Source organism: Streptomyces sp. R33, from assembly GCF_041200175.1.
GTDB classification, from domain to species: Bacteria; Actinomycetota; Actinomycetes; order Streptomycetales; family Streptomycetaceae; genus Streptomyces; species Streptomyces katrae_B.
The window spans coordinates 3484972-3503340 of the sequence record NZ_CP165727.1 but is presented as its reverse complement, the minus strand read 5'-3'; the positions used below and the strand labels follow the sequence as shown (position 1 = coordinate 3503340).

Here is an 18369-nt window from a genome sequence, read left to right as displayed (position 1 = left end):
GTCTGTGAGGTAAGGCTCACTGGTGACTATCGCGATCTATCGCGTGTGGCTATGCTGGCTGACGTGGACCTGGAAAAGAAGCCCGCCGCGCCTGCCGCCGCCCCCGGAGCCGCCCCCGCCGAGCTGCGGGCCTCCGACGCCGACCGCGACCGGATCGCGCACATCCTGGCCGACGCCCTCGCCGAGGGCCGGCTGACCGCCGGGGAGCACTCCGAGCGCCTGGACTCGCTGTACGCCGTGAAGACGGTCGGGGAGCTCGAGGTCCTCGTACGGGACCTGCCCGCGCCCGGCGCCGCGCCCGCGACGCCCGCGTACGCACAGGCCCCGGCAGCTCCGGCGCGCCCGGCGCCGGCCGGCCCGGCGGAGGTCGCGGAGAGCGTGGTCGCCGTGTGCAGCAGCGTCACCCGCAAGGGCCGCTGGCGGCCGGGCGCGCACACCCGCGTGGTCTCCGTGCTCGGCGACGTCAACATCGACCTCACCGAGGCCGTCTTCGAGCAGCAGGTCACCGAGGTCAGCGTGACGAGCGTGCTGGGGAACGTCGAGATCCTGGTCCCGGAGAACGTGACGCTCCGCGGCTACGGCAGCGGGGTCCTCGGCAACTTCGAGGTGCACGGCGAGGGCCGCGCCGGGACCACCGATCCGAACGCGCCGGTGGTGATCGTCCGGGGCTTCGCGCTGCTGGGCAACATCGAGGCCCGGCCCAAGACGGGCGCCCGCCTGGTCGACCTGGCCCTCAAGCTCCGCAAGCGCCTGGAGGGGTAGCCCCGGGAGCAGCGGTACCGGTCAGCGGCAGCGGACGTGCGTTCCCCCGGCGCGGGCGCCGAGGTGGCTGCCGACGCCGCTCGCGCCGGGCTGTGCGTCGGGTTTCGGTCGAAGTTCCCCACCGTGGCGCGCTTGCTCCACGCAGTGCTTAGGGGCGCGTACAGCGGGTAGGGACAGGTGCATCGTCTCTCGCTTGCGTATACGTCGTCAGGAGTAGACCGTGCAGCATCCGCCGCATCAGTCCCTGCAGGTAGCCGCCGTACAGACCCTCCAGGCGCGTCCGGCCGCCGTACCGAAGCCGCGGGTGCCGGCGAGGGAAGAGGACGGGCCATGGCACGCGGAGGCGGTGTGCCGCCGGGACGAGGCGGGGCTGTTCTTCGCGCCCTCCAAGGAGCCGACCGCGGCGAGGCTCTCCCGCGAGGAGGCCGCCAAGCGCGTCTGTGCGCGCTGCCCGGTGATGGTCGCCTGCCGCGAGCACGCACTGCTCCAGCCCGAGCCGTACGGGGTCTGGGGCGGGCTCACCGCCGCCGAGCGGCGGGTGGTGCTGGCCCGCCGCCGGCGCCGGGCCGCGGAACTGCGCCAGGCGCCGGGGGCCGGGCCGATAGCCGCCGCGGGCTGAAGGCCCGTACGCACGCGAACGAGAGGGGCGCTACCGCCGCACGCGGTAACGCCCCTCTCGCTGTGCCGGCCGCCGGCCGGCCCGCGTCCGTCGGCTCTTACTTCGCGCGGTCGAAGTCGACCGCGCTGTACGCGCGCAGCTTCGACAGGCGGTGGGTCGAGTCGATCTTCCGGATCGTGCCCGACTTCGAGCGCATGACCAGCGAGGACGTGGTCGCGGTCTCCGACCGGTAGTGGACGCCGCGCAGCAGCTCGCCGTCCGTGATGCCGGTGGCGACGAAGAAGACGTTCTCGCCGGACACCAGGTCGTCGGTGTGCAGGACCCGGTCCAGGTCGTGGCCCGCGTCGATGGCCTTCTGGCGCTCGGCCTCGTCCTTCGGCCACAGCTTGCCCTGGATCGTGCCGCCGAGGCACTTGATCGCGCAGGCCGAGATGATGCCCTCGGGGGTGCCGCCGATGCCCAGGAGCAGGTCCACGCCGGTGCCCTCGCGCACCGCCATGACCGAGCCCGCGACGTCGCCGTCCGAGATGAACTTGATCCGGGCGCCGGTCTCGCGGATCTCCTTGACGATGCCCTCGTGGCGGGGGCGGTCCAGGATGATCACCGTGACGTCCTCGACGGCCATGTTCTTGGCCTTCGCGACGCGGCGGATGTTCACCGAGACGGGTGCGTTGATGTCGACGAAGTCGGCGGCCTCGGGACCGGTGACCAGCTTCTCCATGTAGAACACCGCGGACGGGTCGAACATGGTGCCGCGGTCGGCGGCGGCGAGCACGGCGATGGCGTTCGGCATGCCCTTGGCGTTCAGGGTGGTGCCGTCGATCGGGTCGACGGCGATGTCGACCTCGGCACCGGTGCCGTCGCCGACCCGCTCGCCGTTGAACAGCATCGGGGCTTCGTCCTTCTCGCCCTCGCCGATGACGACGACGCCGTTCATCGAGACGGTGGAGATCAGGGTCCGCATCGCGTTGACCGCGGCGCCGTCGGCGCCGAGCTTGTCGCCGCGCCCGACCCACCGGCCGGCGGCCATCGCGGCGGCCTCGGTCACCCGGACGAGTTCCAGGGCGAGGTTGCGGTCGGGGGCCTCCGGAGAGACTTCGAGCTGGGGCGGCAGGTTGTGCTCGGTCATCGGAGCGCACCTTTCTGTACGGCGACGGCCGGGAAGTGAGGGTGCTTGAACCCTATCGGTACGTCGACAAATTGAGCAGACCGGGTCACGTATGAGCGGAATATCGGTCGGGTGATTGGCGTGAGCGGACATCTTGCGGACCTCCGCGGTCGCCGCGCGGACCCCGGCGGAGATCGCTCCCGGCCATGGGGGACGATGGTGGCGTGGCAGGTATGAAGGGCAAGCAGACGGTCTGGGACATGGTCCGGTCGCTGGCGGTGATCGGTGTCGTCGTCGCGGTGATCTACATCTTCGTCCCACATGACGAGAAGGCCGATCCGACACACGTGGTCGACTACCGGGTGGAGACGATCACCGCCCGGCGCGCGGCGCCGTACCCGGTGGCGGCCCCCGCGGGGCTCCCGGAGCAGTGGCGCGCGACCTCGGTGACGTTCGACCGCAAGGCCGCGAACGCCTGGCACCTGGGCTTCCTGGACCCGAAGGGGCAGTACGTCGCGATCGAGCAGTCCAGCGACGCCTCGGCCAAGCGCCTGGCAGCCCTCACGCAGCAGGCGAAGGCCACCGGGCAGACGCAGCAGGTCGGCGATCTGACCTGGGAGCGCTGGGAGGGCGAGAAGTACGACGCCCTCGTCCGGCAGGAGCAGGGCTACGTCACGGTGGTGACCGGGACGGCCTCGTTCGAGGATCTCGGCACGATGGCGGCGGCGCTGGAGTTCAAGCAGGGCGCCGCGCAGTAGCCGGGCGCACGCCCGCCGGCCCGCCGCCGTAAGGGCGCCGACATGCACAAAGGGCCGCTCCCCGGAATCCCGGGAGAGCGGCCTTCTGCGTGTCCGGGTCAGGACTCAGACGGTGGTGATGACCTCGTCGAAGCTCAGGCGCGGGCCGCGCGGGTGCCACGCGTCCTCGCCCGGCTTGCCGATGTTGACGACCATCAGGGGGGTGTGGTCGTCGTCCAGGAACTCCTTCTGGACGCCGGCGAAGTCCAGGCCGCCCATCGGACCGGCGGCGAGGCCGGCGGCGCGGATGCCGACGATGAAGTACGCGGCCTGCAGGGCGGCGTTCATCACGGCGGCCTGCTCGCGGACCGGGCGCTCGCTGAAGAAGGCGTCCTTGGCCTGCGGGAAGTGCGGCAGCAGGGTCGGGAGCTCCTCGTGGAACTCGTTGTCCGCGGAGAGGATCGCGACCAGCGGCGCGGCGGCGGTCTTCGCCTGGTTGCCCTCCATCATCAGGTTCACCAGGCGCTCGCGGGCCTCGGGGGAGCGGACCAGCGTGATGCGCAGCGGCGTCGAGTTGAAGGCGGTGGGGCCGTACTTGACCAGGTCGTAGATCGCCTGGACCTGCTCCTCGGTCACCGGCTCGTCGGAGAACGAGTTGGCGGTGCGGGCCTCGCGGAACAGCAGGTCCTGAGCGGCGGAGTCAAGAACGAGAGACATCGGAAAGCCTTCTTCCATACGGAGGTGAAGCGATGTCCCGACATTAAGCCAAAAGTTGTAGAACTTTCAACTAAATCGGCGTCGAGGTGACTCGGATCACGTTTGGCCTCGCTTCCGGCCCGGCCTCAGGCGTCCCGCTCGTCACTCCCGCCACCCCCGTCGGCCCCCGCTTCGCGGGCTGCCAGCGCCGAGTCGAGCCGGGCGCGGGCCCCTTCCAGCCAGTGCCGGCAGACCTTCGCGAGCTCCTCGCCGCGCTCCCAGAGCGCGAGCGAGTCCTCGAGGGAGGTGCCGCCGGCCTCCAGCTTGCGGACGACCTCGATGAGCTCGTCCCGGGCCTGCTCGTACCCCAACGAGGTATCGGTTTCAGTCATTCCCGTCCCACCTTGTGTGTGCAGTGCATCGAATATGTGGTGCGGGGCGCGCGGCTCACTCGCCGCGCTGCCCGGCGTCGGGTGCGACCTGGGCGTCCGGTGCGACCTGTGCGACCTGTGCGACCCGTACGGAGAACTGGCCCTCCGCCACCCGCGCGCGCAGCGGCTCGTCCGCGGAGACGTCCTGCGGCGAGCGCACCACGTGCCCGTCCGCCCGCTGCAGTACGGCGTACCCGCGCTCCAGCGTCGCCGCCGGGGACAGCGCCACCACCCGGGCCAGGGTGTGGGCCAGCTCCGAATCCGCCCGGTCCAGCAGGTGCCCGAGGGTGCGCCGGGTGCGGCCCAGCAGGGCCTCCAGCTCGGCCTCGCGGGTCTCGACCATCCGCTGCGGATGGACGAAGACCGGCCGGGCGAGCGCATGCGCGAGCCCCCGCTCCTCCCGGTCGAGCAGCCCGCGCACCGCCCGCAGCCCCCGGCCCTGCAGCTGGCGCACCCGCTCCAGCTCCTCGCCGACGTCCGGGACCACCTTCTTCGCGGCGTCCGTGGGCGTGGAGGCCCGCAGGTCCGCGACCAGGTCCAGGAGCGGGGAGTCCGGCTCGTGCCCGATCGCCGAGACCACCGGGGTGCGGGCCGCCGCGACCGTCCGTACGACCTCCTCGTCGGAGAACGGGAGGAGGTCCTCCACGCTGCCGCCGCCGCGGGCCACGATGATCACGTCGACCTCGTCCAGGGCGTCGAGCTCCTTGACCGCCCGGATCACCTGGGGCACCGCGTTCACCCCCTGGACGGCGACGTTCCGGACCTCGAAGCGGACCGCCGGCCAGCGCCGCCGGGCGTTCTCCAGTACGTCGCGCTCGGCCGCCGAGGCCCGCCCGACCACCAGCCCGATCAGCTGCGGCAGGAAGGGCAGCGGCTTCTTGCGGTCCAGCGCGAACAGGCCCTCGGAGGCGAGGGACCGCTTGAGCTTCTCCAGCCGGGCGAGCAGCTCGCCGATGCCGACGGGCCGTATCTCGGTGGCCCGCAGCGACAGCTGCCCGCGCGGGGCGTACCACTCCGGCTTGGCGAGTACGACGACCCGCGCGCCCTCCGTCACCGCGTCCGCGACCTCGTCGAAGACCTGGCGGTAGCAGGTCACGCTGAGCGAGATGTCGTGCGAGGGGTCGCGCAACGTCAGGAAGACCACCCCCGCCCCCGGCCGCCGCGAGAGCTGCGTGATCTGCCCCTCCACCCACACCTGGCCGAGCCTGTCGATCCAGCCCCCGATGAGCCGGGACACCTGGCCGACCGGCAGCGGCGCGTCAGCCGACGTATTCAGACCCATGCACGAAGGCTAGCCGCCCGGGCTGACAGCGTCTCAGGGACGGGTGATGGTGTCGTGTTCCGAGGTCCGGATCCGGATCAGGTCCGGGTCCGGTCCGGTGGCGGTGGCGGTGGCGGTGTCTCGTCTCAGGGTCAGGTCACGGTGTCGCCGTCCGGCCGCCGGCCGCGCTGGACGAACAGCACCCCCAGGCCCACCGCCAGCCACACCGCCCCCACCACCTGCGCCGTCCACGCCGCCTCGACGATCACCGCCACGGTCACCGCCGCGCCGAGCACCGGCACCACGAGGTGTCTCCACCAGTTCGGAGGCCCTGCCCCGCGCCGGACCACGAACCAGCCGACCACCGAGGCGTGCAGCAGCGTGAACGCCACCAGCGCCCCGACGTCCACCACCGAGACCAGCTGGTCGAGCCCGTCGTCGCGGCGGGCCGCCCACACCGCCGCGATCAGCGTGATCGTCGCCGCCACCAGCAGGGCCGGCCGCGGAGTCCCGTCCGAGGTCCGCGCGAGCGCCCCCGGCAGCCGCCGCTCCCGCGCCATCGCGAACACCAGCCGGCCCGCCGCAGCCTGCCCGGCGAGCGCCGCGAAAGCCGCCCCGATCGCCTTGCTGACCGCGACCAGGTCGTGCAGCCACGGGCCGACCGAGGAGTCCACCGCGTCGTAGAAGGCCGGCCCCTGCTGCGCCGGCTCGGCAGCCAGCTGCGCCGAGGACACCGGCATCAGCAGCGCCGCCAGGTAGCTCTGCGCGATGAACAGCACCCCGGCCAGCGCCAGGCAGAACAGCACCGCGCGCGCCACCCGCGCCGAGCCCCCCGTCACCTCCTCCGCGAAGGAGGCGATCGCGTCGAAGCCGAGGTACGAGAGGACCGCCACCGACACCGCCCCCAGGACGGCCGTCAGGGAGAAGCCGAGCGTGCCGTCGCCGGTCAGCGGCGAGAGCCAGCCGCGCTGCGCCCCGTCCCGGACGAGCACCGTCACCGCGGCCACCGTGAACACCAGCAGCACCGCGATCTCCATGGTCAGGACGGCGAACCCCACCCGCGCGGCCGCCCGTACGCCCCACAGGTTCAGCGCGGTGGTCACCAGCACGGCCAGCGCCGTCCACACCCACCGGGAGACCTCCGGGACCAGTGCGTTCATCGCGATGCCCGAGAAGAGGTACGCGACGGCCGGGATCAGCAGGTAGTCGAGCATCGCCATCCAGCCGGCGATCAGCCCGGCCCCCTCGCCGAGCCCCTTGCGCGCGTACGTGAACACCGAGCCGGCCTGCGGGGCCACCTGGACCATCTGGGCGTACGAGAACGCCGTGAACGCCATCGCGACCGTCGCGAAGACGTAGACGAGGGCGACGGCGCCGTGCGATTTCGCGTCCAGGGTGCCGAAGACCCCGACCGGGGCCATGGGGGCGATGAAGAGGAGCCCGTAGACCACCAGGTCCCGGAATCCCAGGCTCCGCCGGAGGGCCGGCTGCGGCGCCGTACCGGGCTCCGTAACGGACGCCATCATTCCTCCGAGGGGCGGTCGGTTCGCACGTTCGACCCAGTCTGTGCCGAATGGGCGACGCCCGGCCTCCTGGAGACCCCCGTACGATGGACCGCATGACTGCTGCCGCACCTGCTCCCGCTTCCCGACGCGTCCTGCTCGCCGCCCCGCGCGGCTACTGCGCGGGCGTGGACCGAGCCGTGATCGCCGTCGAGAAGGCCCTCGAGCAGTACGGTGCACCGGTCTACGTCCGGCACGAGATCGTGCACAACAAGTACGTCGTGCAGACGCTGGAGAAGAAGGGCGCCATCTTCGTCGAGCGGACGGAAGAGGTCCCCGAGGGCTCCATCGTGATGTTCTCCGCGCACGGCGTGGCGCCGGTGGTGCACGAGGAGGCGGCGGCCGGCAAGCTCGCGACGATCGACGCGACCTGCCCGCTGGTCACCAAGGTGCACAAGGAAGCGATCCGGTACGCCAACGAGGACTTCGACATCCTCCTCATCGGCCACGAGGGCCACGAGGAGGTCATCGGCACCTCCGGCGAGGCCCCGGACCACATCACGATCGTGGACGGTCCGGACGACGTGGACAAGGTCGTCGTGCGCGACGAGTCGAAGGTCGTCTGGCTCTCCCAGACCACCCTCTCGGTCGACGAGACCATGGAGACGGTCGACGCGCTGAAGACCAAGTTCCCGCTGCTGGTCTCGCCGCCGAGCGACGACATCTGCTACGCCACCTCGAACCGCCAGGCCGCGGTCAAGGTGATGGGCGCGGATTCCGACCTGGTCATCGTCGTCGGTTCCAAGAACTCCTCGAACTCGATCCGGCTGGTCGAGGTCGCGCTCGACGCGGGCGCCCGCGCCGCGCACCTCGTCGACTTCGCGAGCGAGATCGACGAGGCCTGGCTGGAGGGCGTCGGCACGGTCGGCCTGACCTCGGGCGCCTCGGTGCCGGAGGTGCTGGTCGAGGAGGTCCTGGAGTGGCTGGCGGCGCGCGGCTTCGAGGACGTGGAGATCGTCAAGACCGCCGAGGAGTCGATCGTGTTCTCGCTGCCGAAGGAGCTGCGCCGCGACCTGCGCGCCGAAGCGGCCGCGCTGGTCGCCGAGAAGTAGCCCGTTTCGTTTCGTACGGTGAGTCCATGCAGATCTTCGGTGTGGACATCGGCGGTTCCGGGATCAAGGGTGCTCCCGCGGACCTGGACCGTGGCGAACTGGCGCAGGAGCGCCACAAGGTACTGACACCGCAGCCGGCCACCCCCGACGGGGTGGCCGGCTGTGTCGTCGAGGTGGTGCGCCACTTCGACTGGGACGGCCCGGTGGGGGTGACGTTCCCGGGCGTCGTCACCGGCGGCGTCACCCGTACGGCGGCCAACATGGACAGCGCGTGGATCGGCGTCGACACGGCGACCCTGCTGTCGCAGCGGCTCGGCGGCCAGCCCGTCACGGTCCTCAACGACGCGGACGCGGCCGGGATCGCGGAGATGACGTACGGCGCGGGCAAGGGCCGCGGCGGCACGGTCATCATGCTGACGCTGGGCACCGGCATCGGCAGCGCGCTGTTCACGGACGGCCGGCTGGTCCCGAACACGGAGCTCGGCCACCTGGAGCTGAAGGGCCACGACGCGGAGAAGCGGGCGTCGGTCAAGGCCAAGGAGGACGGGGAGCTCACCTGGGAGCGCTGGGCGCACCGGGTGCAGCGGTACCTGGAGCACGTGGAGATGCTCTTCTCGCCGGAACTCTTCATCATCGGCGGCGGCGTCAGCCGCAAGCCGGAGAAGTTCCTCCCGCTGATCCAGGACGTCCGGGCCGAGATCGTCCCGGCGAAGCTCCAGAACAACGCCGGCATCGTGGGGGCGGCGATGGCGGCGCGGGGACCGGGCAGCTGAACCGGGCAGCTGAACCGGGCAGCTAAGCGGTCCGGCGGGGGAGCCTGCGCCGGGAGATCAGCACGGCCTTCCGTACGACGACGATCAGCGCGGAGATCAGGGTCCCGCCGTACAGCCAGCCGGCGTGCAGGGACAGGGCGGACACGATGCCCATGAGCTCCGCGCCGAAGCCGCCGGAGCCGCCGGAGAGGGGCCAGACTCCGACGGCGAAGGCGATCGGCGCGGAGATCGGCGCGGTGATCAGGTCGGCGGGGCGCACCCAGAGGGCGGTGGCGGCCGCGACGGGCAGGAAGAGCAGCCCGTACGCGAGCAGCGAGCCGCCGAAGAGCAGCCAGGCGATCCCGGCGACCAGGGTCATCGCGACGCAGGCGAACAGCCCGCCGCCGAGCCCGGTCAGCCGGGCCCGCGGCAGCCGCCGGGCCGGCGCGGGCCGCGGCCGGCCGCCCTGGGCGGGCACTGCGCCGACGGTCGGGGCCGGGCGCCGCGGCTGCTGCCGCTCCGGCTGCTGCTGTCGCTGCGGGTGATCCACCGAACGCGTCCTGTATTGCTCCACCCCACCAAGCTAGGCGGGCCGAGCGCGGTATCGGGGTGGGGACACGCGTACAACGACTGCCACTCATCGGAAAGTAAACTGTCCGGTGGCCCACTCCCGGGCCGCCGCCCCCTCCAGCTACGGGAAGTCGCCAACGTGTCGCTCACGATCGGAATCGTCGGCCTGCCGAATGTCGGCAAGTCGACCCTGTTCAACGCCCTGACCAAGAACGACGTGCTGGCGGCCAACTACCCGTTCGCCACCATCGAGCCGAACGTCGGCGTCGTCGGCGTCCCGGACCCGCGCCTGGCCGTGCTCGCCGGCATCTTCGGCTCGCAGCGCGTCCTCCCGGCGACGGTCGACTTCGTCGACATCGCGGGCATCGTCCGCGGGGCATCGGAGGGCGAGGGCCTGGGCAACAAGTTCCTCGCGAACATCCGTGAGTCGGACGCGATCTGCCAGGTCATCCGTGCCTTCAAGGACGAGAACGTCGTGCACGTCGACGGCAAGGTCTCGCCGAAGGACGACATCGAGACGATCAACACGGAGCTGATCCTCGCCGACCTCCAGTCCATCGAGAAGGCCGAGCCGCGCCTGACGAAGGAGTCCCGCCTCCAGAAGGAGAAGGTCGCGGTCCTCGCGGCCGTGGTCGAGGCCAAGAAGATCCTCGAGGGCGGCGACACCCTCTTCTCCAAGGGCATCACCAAGGGCACGGAGCGGGGCGACCTCCTCCACGAGCTGCACCTGCTGACCACGAAGCCGTTCCTCTACGTCTTCAACGTGGACGAGGACGAACTGGTGGACGACGCCTTCAAGGCGGAGCAGAGCGCGCTGGTCGCCCCGGCGGAGGCGATCTTCCTGAACGCCAAGCTGGAGCAGGACCTCTCCGAGCTGGACGACGAGGAGGCCCTCGAGCTCCTCCAGTCGGTCGGCCAGGACGAGCCCGGCCTGGCCACCCTCGGCCGCGTCGGCTTCGCCACCCTCGGCCTGCAGACGTACCTGACGGCCGGCCCGAAGGAAACCCGCGCCTGGACGATCAAGCAGGGCGCCACGGCCCCCGAGGCGGCCGGCGTGATCCACACCGACTTCCAGCGCGGCTTCATCAAGGCCGAGGTCATCTCCTTCGCGGACCTGGTCGCCTGCGGCTCGGTCGCCGAAGCCCGCGCCAAGGGCAAGGCCCGCATGGAGGGCAAGGACTACGTCATGCAGGACGGCGACGTGGTCGAGTTCCGCTTCAATGTGTAACCGTGTCGTTACTGCATGCTAGGTGGTTCGTCAAGCGTGCAGGTCAGGAGGGGTCGGGCTTCGGTGAGCCCGACCCCTTCGGCGTCCCCGTGCTGGCGGTGCTGGATATTCTGACGTCGCGTCAGCGGTGAGCATCGGCTGGAAGCCGGAGGCCTCCTCGTCTGGAACGTGCGGGAGGTATCCGTCGGTGACGGTGCGGGCGGCGGTGCTGAGTAGGCGCTCCAGGACTTCCCGGTCGCTGGCCTGGGGGAGCCGAAGTGCGGCGAGGAGGCGGTCGCGGACGGTGGGGTGGTCCGGGCGATCGTCGAGGTAGTCGGAGTTGAGGGCAGGAGGACGGAAGCCGGCCAGGGCGTCGTGCCAGGACGGGAGGACGATGGCGAGAGTCAAGGCCTCGGCGAGAGACTCGGCGATGAGGGAGGCCCGGCCCTCGGAGTCGGTGTAGAGGACGGGGCGGGGGCCGTCGGGCACGGCCGGGCCGCAGAAGTAGTGGGTGCCGCCCGCGTTGCAGCCGGCGATGGGCTCCACCGGGAGGCCGTTGGGCAGGGCGATCGACTCGATCGGGTCCGTGCGGGCAAGGTCGAACTCGCCGTCGCAGGCCAGGTAGGAGGCGACCTCGGGATGCGCGGCGATCCTGCGGATCAGTGCGTTGTCCGAGAGGACGGCCGGGTTGAGGGCTGCGGTGATCGCTGGGGTGAGGGGGTGCCCGGCGAGGACGTGGCGCACGGCGTCGAGAGGGACGGGGCGCTCGTAGTAGTCCTCGAAGTGGGCCTGGACGGCCTCAGGGGATCGGTCGATGAGGAGCGGGAAGAGGAAGCCGGACCCGTCCGGGTCCTTGCTGCCGGCGGGGAAAGCGATGGACGAGCCGGCTCGCCAGGCTGTGTCGTGAGTCTCCCGCCACAGGCAGGCGGTGACGCGAGGGGCGTCAATGCCCTCGTCGTGGAAGGCGGGTGCGTCCAGGAGCGGGCGCAGCGCTGCGGGCACTTCGTCGAGGACACCGGGCCAGACCTGCTCGTCGTCCGTCCCGTACGGACTCATCTCCGACTCGTGGTCGAAACCGCGTATGAGCACGCCGTCCGGAGTGAAGAGGACGGAGAAGTCGGCCCCAGAGCCGTTCTCCATCAGGGCAGCCTCTGCGCCGGGGCCCCAGCCGGCATCGAGGGTGTAGCAGCAGAACCGCGGATCGTCGCCGATCGTGGCGTCCAGGACGGCCAGTGCGCGCAGATGGGCGCGGAGTTGAGCGGGGTCGGGGAGGAGGGCGGCGGTCTCGTGCACAGTGCTCATGGCGCCATGGAAGCAGCCGGCGCTGACAATCTGGCGCGGCCCCCGGAAATGCTGCCGCTGCCTCCAGCGGATTCTGACCGATCGCAGCTGTTCCTGGCGCAGGATCAGGTGTCGTAAACGGTGGAGCGATGCCCGACGTGCACGACCCACACCACCAGCTCACCGTTGTCGATCGTGTAGACGACGCGATAGTCACCCACACGTAGGCGGCGGCGTTCGGGCTGGGACACGAGTGCGGTGGTGTTGAAGCCGAGTGGGTCGCTTTCCAGCTCGGTCAGCTTGGCCAGGATGCGGAGCGCCATGTCGCGGGGGATCTTGCGCAGCTCTGCCTGAGCTTCGGGGCGGAAGACGGTCCGGTACTCACTCACTGCGCGCCAGCGTCTCCCTCATGATGTCCTCGATCGGGATGCCGGGTACCGGGTTGGCCATGCGCTCGTCGATGATCCGGTTGATCTCGCGCTCTTCCCATTCCTGGTACTTGCGCAGTATCTCGATGGACACCACAGCAGCGACTTCCTTGCCTCGGCGTGTGATCACAGTGGGCACGTCGTCGCGGTCTGCGCGCTCCACGACTTCTGCCAGGTGAGCGCGCACGTCGCGGATGGACTCTATGGGCAGTGGCTGCGTCATGCGCCCAAGGGTACCGAGTGTCCCATGTGTACACAACGCGCGCGGCGGGCCGGTGGCGCTCCATCGCTCGTGCTGGATGTGCTGGATGTACTCGCACGGTGCTGGATTGGTGCTGGATGAGATCGCCAGAAACCGTGTTGACGCAGGTGAGAGCTCTGTGCTGCACGTTCCGCTTCAACGTGTAGTCGTTTTCGTCACTGCATGTGAGCTGGCAGGTCGGAAGGGGTCGGCTCTGGCGAGTCCGACCCCTTCTGCATTCCCGTGCCGACCTGGTGCTGACTTGGGATCGCGACGCTGGTCCGAGTGGCCCGGCGCGCGAGGGGGTCGCGGGTCAGGCGTGGGGGACCGCCGTGGCGAGGATGACCTCGAATTCCTCCAGGCTGCGGGTGGTCGCCCGGGCCCTCGTCGCGGACTCCCCGCGGACCGCCGCGACGGCGCCACGGGATGCCACGAGTGCGTCGCGGTCGGGGTAGAGCGCGCCGACAGCGGCTCTGCCTCGATCGCGGTCGACGAGCAGGGAGATGCCGGCCAGTCCGGGGACCTTCTGGAGCTTGGGCAGTGAGGTCTCGCGGAACGTGTCCACCAGCAGGTCGACATCGGACGGCTCGACGTCCATGTGGACCAGCCGGAACCCCGCGCCCGGCCCGAGTTCCTCTGCGCGCCGGGCGACCGCCGCTTCCCAGTTGTCGACCGTCACGGTCTGCGCGAAGGGCGCCATCATCTCGGCCCGCCGCTTGCTCAGGTTCTCGTAGCTGGCCTGACGGGAGGCCTCGTCCTCCCACCACGATCCCACCAGGAGCTTGCCGAGCTCGCGGTCGGCGAACAGACCCATCCCGCGAAAGCCCGGCTGCGTCGACAGCAGCGCCCGACCGTCGGTCCGGAGAGCCTCGGCGGCCCCGTCGAGCTCGGCCGGATCACCCGTTGCATAGATGCTGCGAACGTACATAGCGCCCTTTCCTGCCTTCCGGTGGCCCCGCGCGGGCTCGTGTTCCCCACTCCATGCGATGGCCGGGGCGGATGGGGGTCAACGCGGCAGGGGCATTCAGGTGAAGAGGCGGGCCGTCTCCGGGGGCGCGTGGTTCCCCATGGGGTTGCGGCCGACCTGGCGAAGGTGGAGGCGCTGATCGAGCTCGCAGCGAACGAGCTCGCAGCGAAGGCGATCCCGAACAGCCGCGCTATCGAGGTAACAGTCCGCAGAGCCTGGAGCAGCTACGTGTCGTAAACGGTGGACCGGTGACCCACATGAACGGCCCAGACCACCAGCTCCCCGTTGTCGATCGTGTAGACGATGCGGTAGTCGCCGACGCGCAGACGGCGTCGCTCGGGCTGGGACACGAGTGCGGTGGTGTTGAAGCCGAGAGGGTCGGTTTCCAGCTCGGTCAGCCTGGCCAGGATGCGCAGCGCCATGTCGCGGGGGATCTTCCGAAGCTCGGCCTGCGCCTCGGGGCGGAAGACGGTTCGGTACTCACTCACCGCGCGCCAGCGTCTCCCTCATGACGTCCTCGATCGGGATGCCGGAAGCCGGGTTGGCCATGCGCTCGTCGATGATCCGGTTGATCTCGCGCTCTTCCCACTCCTGGTACTTGCGCAGCACCTCGATGGAGACGACGGCGGCGACTTCCTTGCCTCGGCGCGTGATCACAGTGGGCACGTCGTCGCGGTCTGCGCGGTCAAGATTCCGGCGGGCGTGTAGGAGCCGGTTTCGCGCAGGGGCGGATCGTCGTCTCGCACTCGACCTCGAAGCCGGCCGGCGCCCGCGCCGTGAGCGTGGTGGTCAGGGCGGTGGCGAGGCGGCCGGGCCAGGACCGCTGGGGCGACACCGTGAAGGCGAGGGTTCCATCGATCAACTCGGTGTTTCGGGGTACCCGCAGTGGGCCGCGGTGCCTGGCTTGTGGGTGCTTGCCCGCAAATGGGGTCGTGGGTGGGAGCGGGCGGAGAGCCTCGTTGACCGGTGGATCTTGGTGAGTAGGGTCACGGAGCGCGCGCGGTCTCGACAGCAGACCCGGGGGAGCGTTGGCGCTTGGGAGGCCCGGGCCGTGACCAGATGGCGATTCCGCACGAGGCTGTGGACCGCAGTGACCACCACGAGCCTGCTCCTGGCCCTGGCGCCGGGTCTGGCCGCCGCCGCGCCGCCGGGGGTCGACGACCCGGCCGATCCGACCGTACGGCGCGACCCCGCGACCGGGCACGCCCGGATGATCTTCAACTCCGGTGGTTATCTGACCCCGCCCTCCAAGCGGGCTCCCGAGCACGTCGCGCTCGCCTACGTGCGCGACCACCGGGGCGAGTTCGGGCTCACCGCCGAGCAGGCCGCTCAGCTCGTCGTCATCTCCACGTACCCCACCAAGCACAACGGGGCGCAGCAGGTGACGATCGGCCAGAGCATCGACGGCATGCGCGTCCACGGCGGGCTCCTCACCGCCACCGTCGACAAGCGCGGCCGCCTCGTCATCCTCGGCGGCGCCGTCGTGACCGCCGAGCCGGCCGGCAGCGTCGAGCTGACGGCCAAGCAGGCCCTGGACCACGCGGCCGAGGCCCAGGGCGCCAGGGCCCAGCAGGAGCTGACGGGCACGGACAACCGCGACAAGGGCAAGCAGAAGTTCAAGAACGTCTACGCCAAGACGCTCACGAAGCCCAACGACGTGACCGCCGAGCTGGTGTGGTTCCCCACCGACTCCGGCCGCGAGCTGCGCCCGGCCTGGCTCACCGACATCGAGGTCTCCGGTACGTCCTGGTACCAGACGGTGGTCGACGCCGCCGACGGCAAGGTGCTGAGCCGCGAGAGCCGGTACCACCACGCCGGCCCCGAAGGGACCGTCTTCACGGCGCAGCACCCGGACGTCGCCGGCGCCGCCCGTACGGTCACGCCGTTCACCGGGCGCGACGGGTCCTGGGTGGCGGGCCGGCTGACGCAGGGCAACAACGCCAACGCGTACCGGGACGAGGACGGCGACAACACGGTGCCGGACACCGGGAACGACGCGCTGCGCCCGCAGTCCCCGGCCAGTGGCGACCCCGCTTACCAGCACTTCAACTACACGTTCAACGACACCTGGCGCACCAACGCGAGCGCGACGCAGGCCAACCTCGACGCGGACGTGAACCCCATCGTCACGCAGCTCTTCTACTACACCAATGTGATGCACGACTACCTCTACGGCCTGGGGTTCGACGAGGCGTCGCGGAACTTCCAGGTCGACAACTTCGGTCGCGGCGGCTCGGGCAACGACCCGGTACTGGCCGAGGCACAGGACGGCTGGGACCTCGGCTGCCTGGACAACAGCACGCAGGCGAACGCCATCCGGTGCACGAACAACGCCAACTTCGGCACCCCCGGGGACGGCGCCAGCCCGCGCATGCAGATGTACATGTGGCAGCCGCTGGGCCGACCGTGGCGTGACGGTTCGCTCGACGGCGACGTCATCGCGCACGAGTACGGCCACGGCGTGTCCAACCGCCTCGTCGGCGGCGGCAACCTCGGCGTCGGTGCCCAGACCGGCGCCCTCGGGGAGGGCTGGAGCGACACGATCTCCTTCCTCAAGTGGGGCGACGCGACGGTCGGCGAGTACGTCACCGGCAACACCGCCACCGGCATCCGCACGCAGGCGTACGACACGTCCACCGAGAAGTGGGGCACGTTCCGACCGGCCCGCGGCGTGCACCGCAACGGCGAGATCTGGGCCGCGACGATGTACGACATCCGCGAGGCGAAGGGCGTCGCGTTCACCCAGCAGCTCGTCATCGACGGCATGAAGAACACGGTCTCCGCGCCGAGTTACCTCGACGCGCGCGACGGCATCCTGGCCGCCGACATGACCAACAACGCGGGCGCGAACCAGTGCCTCCTGTGGCGGGTCTTCGCCGGCCGCGGCATGGGCGAGGCCGCCGCGTCGAGCGCGGACCAGACCACCGTGACGGCCGACGAGACCGTCCCGGCCGCCTGCCGGCCGACCGCGAACGCCGGCGGCCCGTACACGACGGGCGAGGGGACGGACGTCACGCTCAGCGCCGCCGGGTCCGCCAAAGGGAGTGCGCCCTCGGCCGGGAACCTGACGACGTACGCGTGGGACCTCGACAACGACGGGCAGTACGACGACGCCACCGGGGCCGGCGCGACGTTCGCCCGGGTGGGCCAGGACGGCGTCTTCACCGTCGGGCTCCGGGTGACGGACGGCGCAGGCAACACCGCCACCGACTCGACGACGGTCACCGTCGAGAACGTCGCGCCGGCCGTGTCCCTGGAGTCGGTGCCCCCGGCCGGGGAGAACAGCCCGGTCACCCTGACGGGCGGCATCGGGGACCCGGGCTGGCTCGACCCGCTGACCGCCACGGTCGACTGGGGCGACGGAGCGGGCCCGCAGGCGCTGGCCGGCACGCTGGAGAACGTACGTCCCGACGCGACGCTGGGCTTCACCGCGGCGCACACCTACGGGGACGACGGGACCTTCACGATCGAGGTCTGCGGCAGTGACGACGACACGCGCTCCTGCCGGTCGCTCGACGCGACGGTCACCAACACCGACCCGAACGCGGCGATCTCGGCCGACGGCCAGACGACGTACAACGGGCAGAAGGCCTTCATCGCCCACGCGGGCACGCCGATCACCGTGAAGGGCACGTCGACCGACCCCGGAAGCGACGACCTGGACCTGACGTGGCTGTGGGGGGAGGGGACCTCGGACGACCTGGTCTCGCTGGTGAACCCGCCGGCCACCGACCCGGACCCGAGCCCCCCGGTCCAGGCGCGCAACGTGACGGCGGCGAAGTCGCACGCGTACCCGGCCGCCTGCCTGTCCACGCTGACGTTCACCGGCCGGGACGACGACGCTGGCACCGCCTCCGACACGGCGGCCGTCATCACCACCGGCAATGCGCTGCGGGCGCGCAACCAGGCGTACTGGATGGGCGAGTACGACGGGCGGGCGCCGAACGGGTTCACCTCGGGCCAGCGGGCCTGCCTGCTGGGCGTGGCCTCGTTCATGAGCGCGGTGTACGGGCCGCTGACCGAGGCGCAGGCGTACGCGATCCTGAGCTCGGGCTCCCCGCAGCCGGGGCCGCTGGTGTCCCAGCAGCTGCTCGCGGCGTGGCTCAACTTCGCGAACGGGTCGTACGACCTGGCCACGCCGGTGGACACCAACGGCGACTGGAAGACGGACTCGACCTTCGGGGCGGCGATGGCGCGCGCCGAGGCGGTCTACAACAACCCGGCGTCGACGCGGGACCAGCTGCAGTCCCAGGTCGACGTCCTGCTGCGGTTCAACGTGCGTGACGGTGGCTGACCGACGCCTGGTGTGCCTCGCCGCCCTCGCGCTCTTCACCGGGTGCGGGGGCGGCCGGGAGCGCCCGACGGCGAAAGCGACGCACGACCCGGGCGGTACGGGCGCCACCGCAGCCGGCGCACCGACGCCGGCGCAGGGCCGCGTACTCACCGGGGCCGACGACGGCTTCACGGGCCGGCTCGAGGTCGGGCAGACGGCCCAGCTCCGCCTCCCCCTCCCGGAGGGCGGCCCGGAACCCACCGCGCAGGGCGGGTCGGTCCTGCTGATCCCGGTCAGCAACGTGACGGCCACGGGCCACCGGGCATGGGAACTGCGCGCGGTCCGCAGGGGCACGACGAACATCAGCGTCCCCCGCCCCCCCGCCCCGCCGGCCACGCTGACCTTCGTGGTCCCGTGAGCCG

The 18369-nt window shown here is 71.1% G+C and carries 19 protein-coding genes and 1 pseudogene; 8 read left to right on the top strand and 12 right to left on the bottom strand.

Going from position 1 to position 18369, the window contains the following annotated elements:
• Positions 1-63: 63 nt before the first annotated feature.
• Together AB5J51_RS15785 and AB5J51_RS15780 are read left to right on the top strand one after the other, a co-directional pair.
• On the top strand, positions 64-762 hold the full coding sequence (locus AB5J51_RS15785; RefSeq protein ID WP_369777918.1) for a DUF1707 domain-containing protein: 699 nt from the start codon (positions 64-66) through the stop codon (positions 760-762).
• A 220-nt stretch (positions 763-982) separates the two neighbouring features.
• Positions 983-1381, top strand: coding sequence for a WhiB family transcriptional regulator (locus tag AB5J51_RS15780; protein WP_369777917.1), 399 nt, complete (start codon positions 983-985; stop codon positions 1379-1381).
• A 97-nt stretch (positions 1382-1478) separates the two neighbouring features.
• Here the strand turns inward: AB5J51_RS15780 and glpX are convergent, their stop codons facing one another.
• Entirely contained in the window at positions 1479-2510 is a 1032-nt protein-coding gene (glpX, locus tag AB5J51_RS15775; RefSeq protein WP_030291004.1) for a class II fructose-bisphosphatase, read from the bottom strand.
• A 212-nt stretch (positions 2511-2722) separates the two neighbouring features.
• Here glpX and AB5J51_RS15770 point away from each other — a divergent pair, with 212 nt between their 5' ends.
• On the top strand, positions 2723-3247 hold the full coding sequence (locus AB5J51_RS15770) for a DUF4245 domain-containing protein (protein ID WP_369780264.1): 525 nt from the start codon (positions 2723-2725) through the stop codon (positions 3245-3247).
• Positions 3248-3352: 105 nt separating this feature from the next.
• On the opposite strand, the gene AB5J51_RS15765 is transcribed toward AB5J51_RS15770, so the two are convergent.
• The 4 genes from AB5J51_RS15765 to AB5J51_RS15750 all read right to left on the bottom strand — a co-directional run bounded on the left by AB5J51_RS15765 (position 3353) and on the right by AB5J51_RS15750 (position 7137).
• The gene (locus AB5J51_RS15765; RefSeq protein WP_030291006.1) at positions 3353-3943 is read right to left on the bottom strand and encodes a malonic semialdehyde reductase; all 591 of its coding nucleotides are present in this window, start codon (positions 3941-3943) and stop codon (positions 3353-3355) included.
• Positions 3944-4068: 125 nt separating this feature from the next.
• Positions 4069-4314: an exodeoxyribonuclease VII small subunit gene (locus AB5J51_RS15760; protein ID WP_030291008.1), complete on the bottom strand. Its 246-nt coding sequence runs from the start codon at positions 4312-4314 to the stop codon at positions 4069-4071.
• Between the two features lie 55 nt (positions 4315-4369).
• Positions 4370-5635 (bottom strand): exodeoxyribonuclease VII large subunit, encoded by a 1266-nt coding sequence (gene xseA, locus AB5J51_RS15755; protein ID WP_369777916.1) that lies wholly within the window; start codon positions 5633-5635, stop codon positions 4370-4372.
• Positions 5636-5766: 131 nt separating this feature from the next.
• Complete coding sequence (locus AB5J51_RS15750) at positions 5767-7137, bottom strand: APC family permease (RefSeq protein WP_369777915.1); 1371 nt, start codon at positions 7135-7137, stop codon at positions 5767-5769.
• Between the two features lie 86 nt (positions 7138-7223).
• Between AB5J51_RS15750 and AB5J51_RS15745 the strand changes: the two genes are divergently transcribed.
• Together AB5J51_RS15745 and ppgK are read left to right on the top strand one after the other, a co-directional pair.
• Entirely contained in the window at positions 7224-8228 is a 1005-nt protein-coding gene (locus AB5J51_RS15745; RefSeq protein ID WP_053786219.1) for a 4-hydroxy-3-methylbut-2-enyl diphosphate reductase, read from the top strand.
• A gap of 26 nt (positions 8229-8254) precedes the next feature.
• Entirely contained in the window at positions 8255-9001 is a 747-nt protein-coding gene (ppgK, locus tag AB5J51_RS15740) for a polyphosphate--glucose phosphotransferase (protein ID WP_053786218.1), read from the top strand.
• Between the two features lie 22 nt (positions 9002-9023).
• Here ppgK and AB5J51_RS15735 read toward each other — a convergent pair whose 3' ends face one another.
• On the bottom strand, positions 9024-9530 hold the full coding sequence (locus AB5J51_RS15735) for a DUF6542 domain-containing protein (protein WP_240805409.1): 507 nt from the start codon (positions 9528-9530) through the stop codon (positions 9024-9026).
• Positions 9531-9689: 159 nt separating this feature from the next.
• On the opposite strand from AB5J51_RS15735, the gene ychF reads away from it, so the two are divergent.
• Positions 9690-10778: a redox-regulated ATPase YchF gene (gene ychF / locus AB5J51_RS15730; RefSeq protein WP_369777914.1), complete on the top strand. Its 1089-nt coding sequence runs from the start codon at positions 9690-9692 to the stop codon at positions 10776-10778.
• A 30-nt stretch (positions 10779-10808) separates the two neighbouring features.
• Here ychF and AB5J51_RS15725 read toward each other — a convergent pair whose 3' ends face one another.
• From AB5J51_RS15725 to AB5J51_RS15700, 6 genes and pseudogenes are all read right to left on the bottom strand, one after another.
• Positions 10809-12059, bottom strand: coding sequence for a hypothetical protein (locus tag AB5J51_RS15725; RefSeq protein ID WP_369777913.1), 1251 nt, complete (start codon positions 12057-12059; stop codon positions 10809-10811).
• Between the two features lie 104 nt (positions 12060-12163).
• A complete protein-coding gene (locus tag AB5J51_RS15720) occupies positions 12164-12427 on the bottom strand; it encodes a type II toxin-antitoxin system RelE/ParE family toxin (RefSeq protein WP_093677539.1) in 264 nt (87 codons plus the stop codon).
• Positions 12420-12689, bottom strand: a complete 270-nt coding sequence (locus AB5J51_RS15715) for a type II toxin-antitoxin system Phd/YefM family antitoxin (protein ID WP_030713854.1) — start codon at positions 12687-12689, stop codon at positions 12420-12422. The genes AB5J51_RS15720 and AB5J51_RS15715 overlap by 8 nt, the downstream gene beginning before the upstream one ends.
• A gap of 331 nt (positions 12690-13020) precedes the next feature.
• A complete protein-coding gene (locus AB5J51_RS15710) occupies positions 13021-13635 on the bottom strand; it encodes an antibiotic biosynthesis monooxygenase (protein ID WP_369777911.1) in 615 nt (204 codons plus the stop codon).
• 263 nt (positions 13636-13898) lie between these two features.
• Positions 13899-14162, bottom strand: coding sequence for a type II toxin-antitoxin system RelE/ParE family toxin (locus AB5J51_RS15705; protein ID WP_369777910.1), 264 nt, complete (start codon positions 14160-14162; stop codon positions 13899-13901).
• Positions 14155-14361: pseudogene (locus AB5J51_RS15700) on the bottom strand (type II toxin-antitoxin system prevent-host-death family antitoxin); the annotation flags it as partial. The pseudogene AB5J51_RS15700 and the gene AB5J51_RS15705, both read right to left, overlap by 8 nt.
• Before the next feature lie 403 nt (positions 14362-14764).
• Between AB5J51_RS15700 and AB5J51_RS15695 the strand changes: the two are divergent.
• On the top strand, positions 14765-17968 hold the full coding sequence (locus AB5J51_RS15695; protein ID WP_369777909.1) for a M36 family metallopeptidase: 3204 nt from the start codon (positions 14765-14767) through the stop codon (positions 17966-17968).
• Entirely contained in the window at positions 17961-18365 is a 405-nt protein-coding gene (locus AB5J51_RS15690; protein WP_133896995.1) for a hypothetical protein, read from the top strand. Before AB5J51_RS15695 ends, AB5J51_RS15690 begins: the two co-directional genes overlap by 8 nt.
• Positions 18366-18369: the final 4 nt, after the last annotated feature.

Coding starts and splice junctions, on each gene's coding strand:
- AB5J51_RS15745 (WP_053786219.1), top strand. CDS start 7,224: ATGGACCGCATGACTGCTGCCGCACCTGCTCCCGCTTCCCGACGCGTC.
- AB5J51_RS15715 (WP_030713854.1), bottom strand. CDS start 12,689: ATGACGCAGCCACTGCCCATAGAGTCCATCCGCGACGTGCGCGCTCAC.
- xseA (WP_369777916.1), bottom strand. CDS start 5,635: ATGGGTCTGAATACGTCGGCTGACGCGCCGCTGCCGGTCGGCCAGGTG.
- AB5J51_RS15750 (WP_369777915.1), bottom strand. CDS start 7,137: ATGGCGTCCGTTACGGAGCCCGGTACGGCGCCGCAGCCGGCCCTCCGG.
- ppgK (WP_053786218.1), top strand. CDS start 8,255: ATGCAGATCTTCGGTGTGGACATCGGCGGTTCCGGGATCAAGGGTGCT.
- AB5J51_RS15770 (WP_369780264.1), top strand. CDS start 2,723: ATGAAGGGCAAGCAGACGGTCTGGGACATGGTCCGGTCGCTGGCGGTG.
- AB5J51_RS15765 (WP_030291006.1), bottom strand. CDS start 3,943: ATGTCTCTCGTTCTTGACTCCGCCGCTCAGGACCTGCTGTTCCGCGAG.
- AB5J51_RS15710 (WP_369777911.1), bottom strand. CDS start 13,635: ATGTACGTTCGCAGCATCTATGCAACGGGTGATCCGGCCGAGCTCGAC.
- glpX (WP_030291004.1), bottom strand. CDS start 2,510: ATGACCGAGCACAACCTGCCGCCCCAGCTCGAAGTCTCTCCGGAGGCC.
- AB5J51_RS15725 (WP_369777913.1), bottom strand. CDS start 12,059: ATGAGCACTGTGCACGAGACCGCCGCCCTCCTCCCCGACCCCGCTCAA.
- AB5J51_RS15760 (WP_030291008.1), bottom strand. CDS start 4,314: ATGACTGAAACCGATACCTCGTTGGGGTACGAGCAGGCCCGGGACGAG.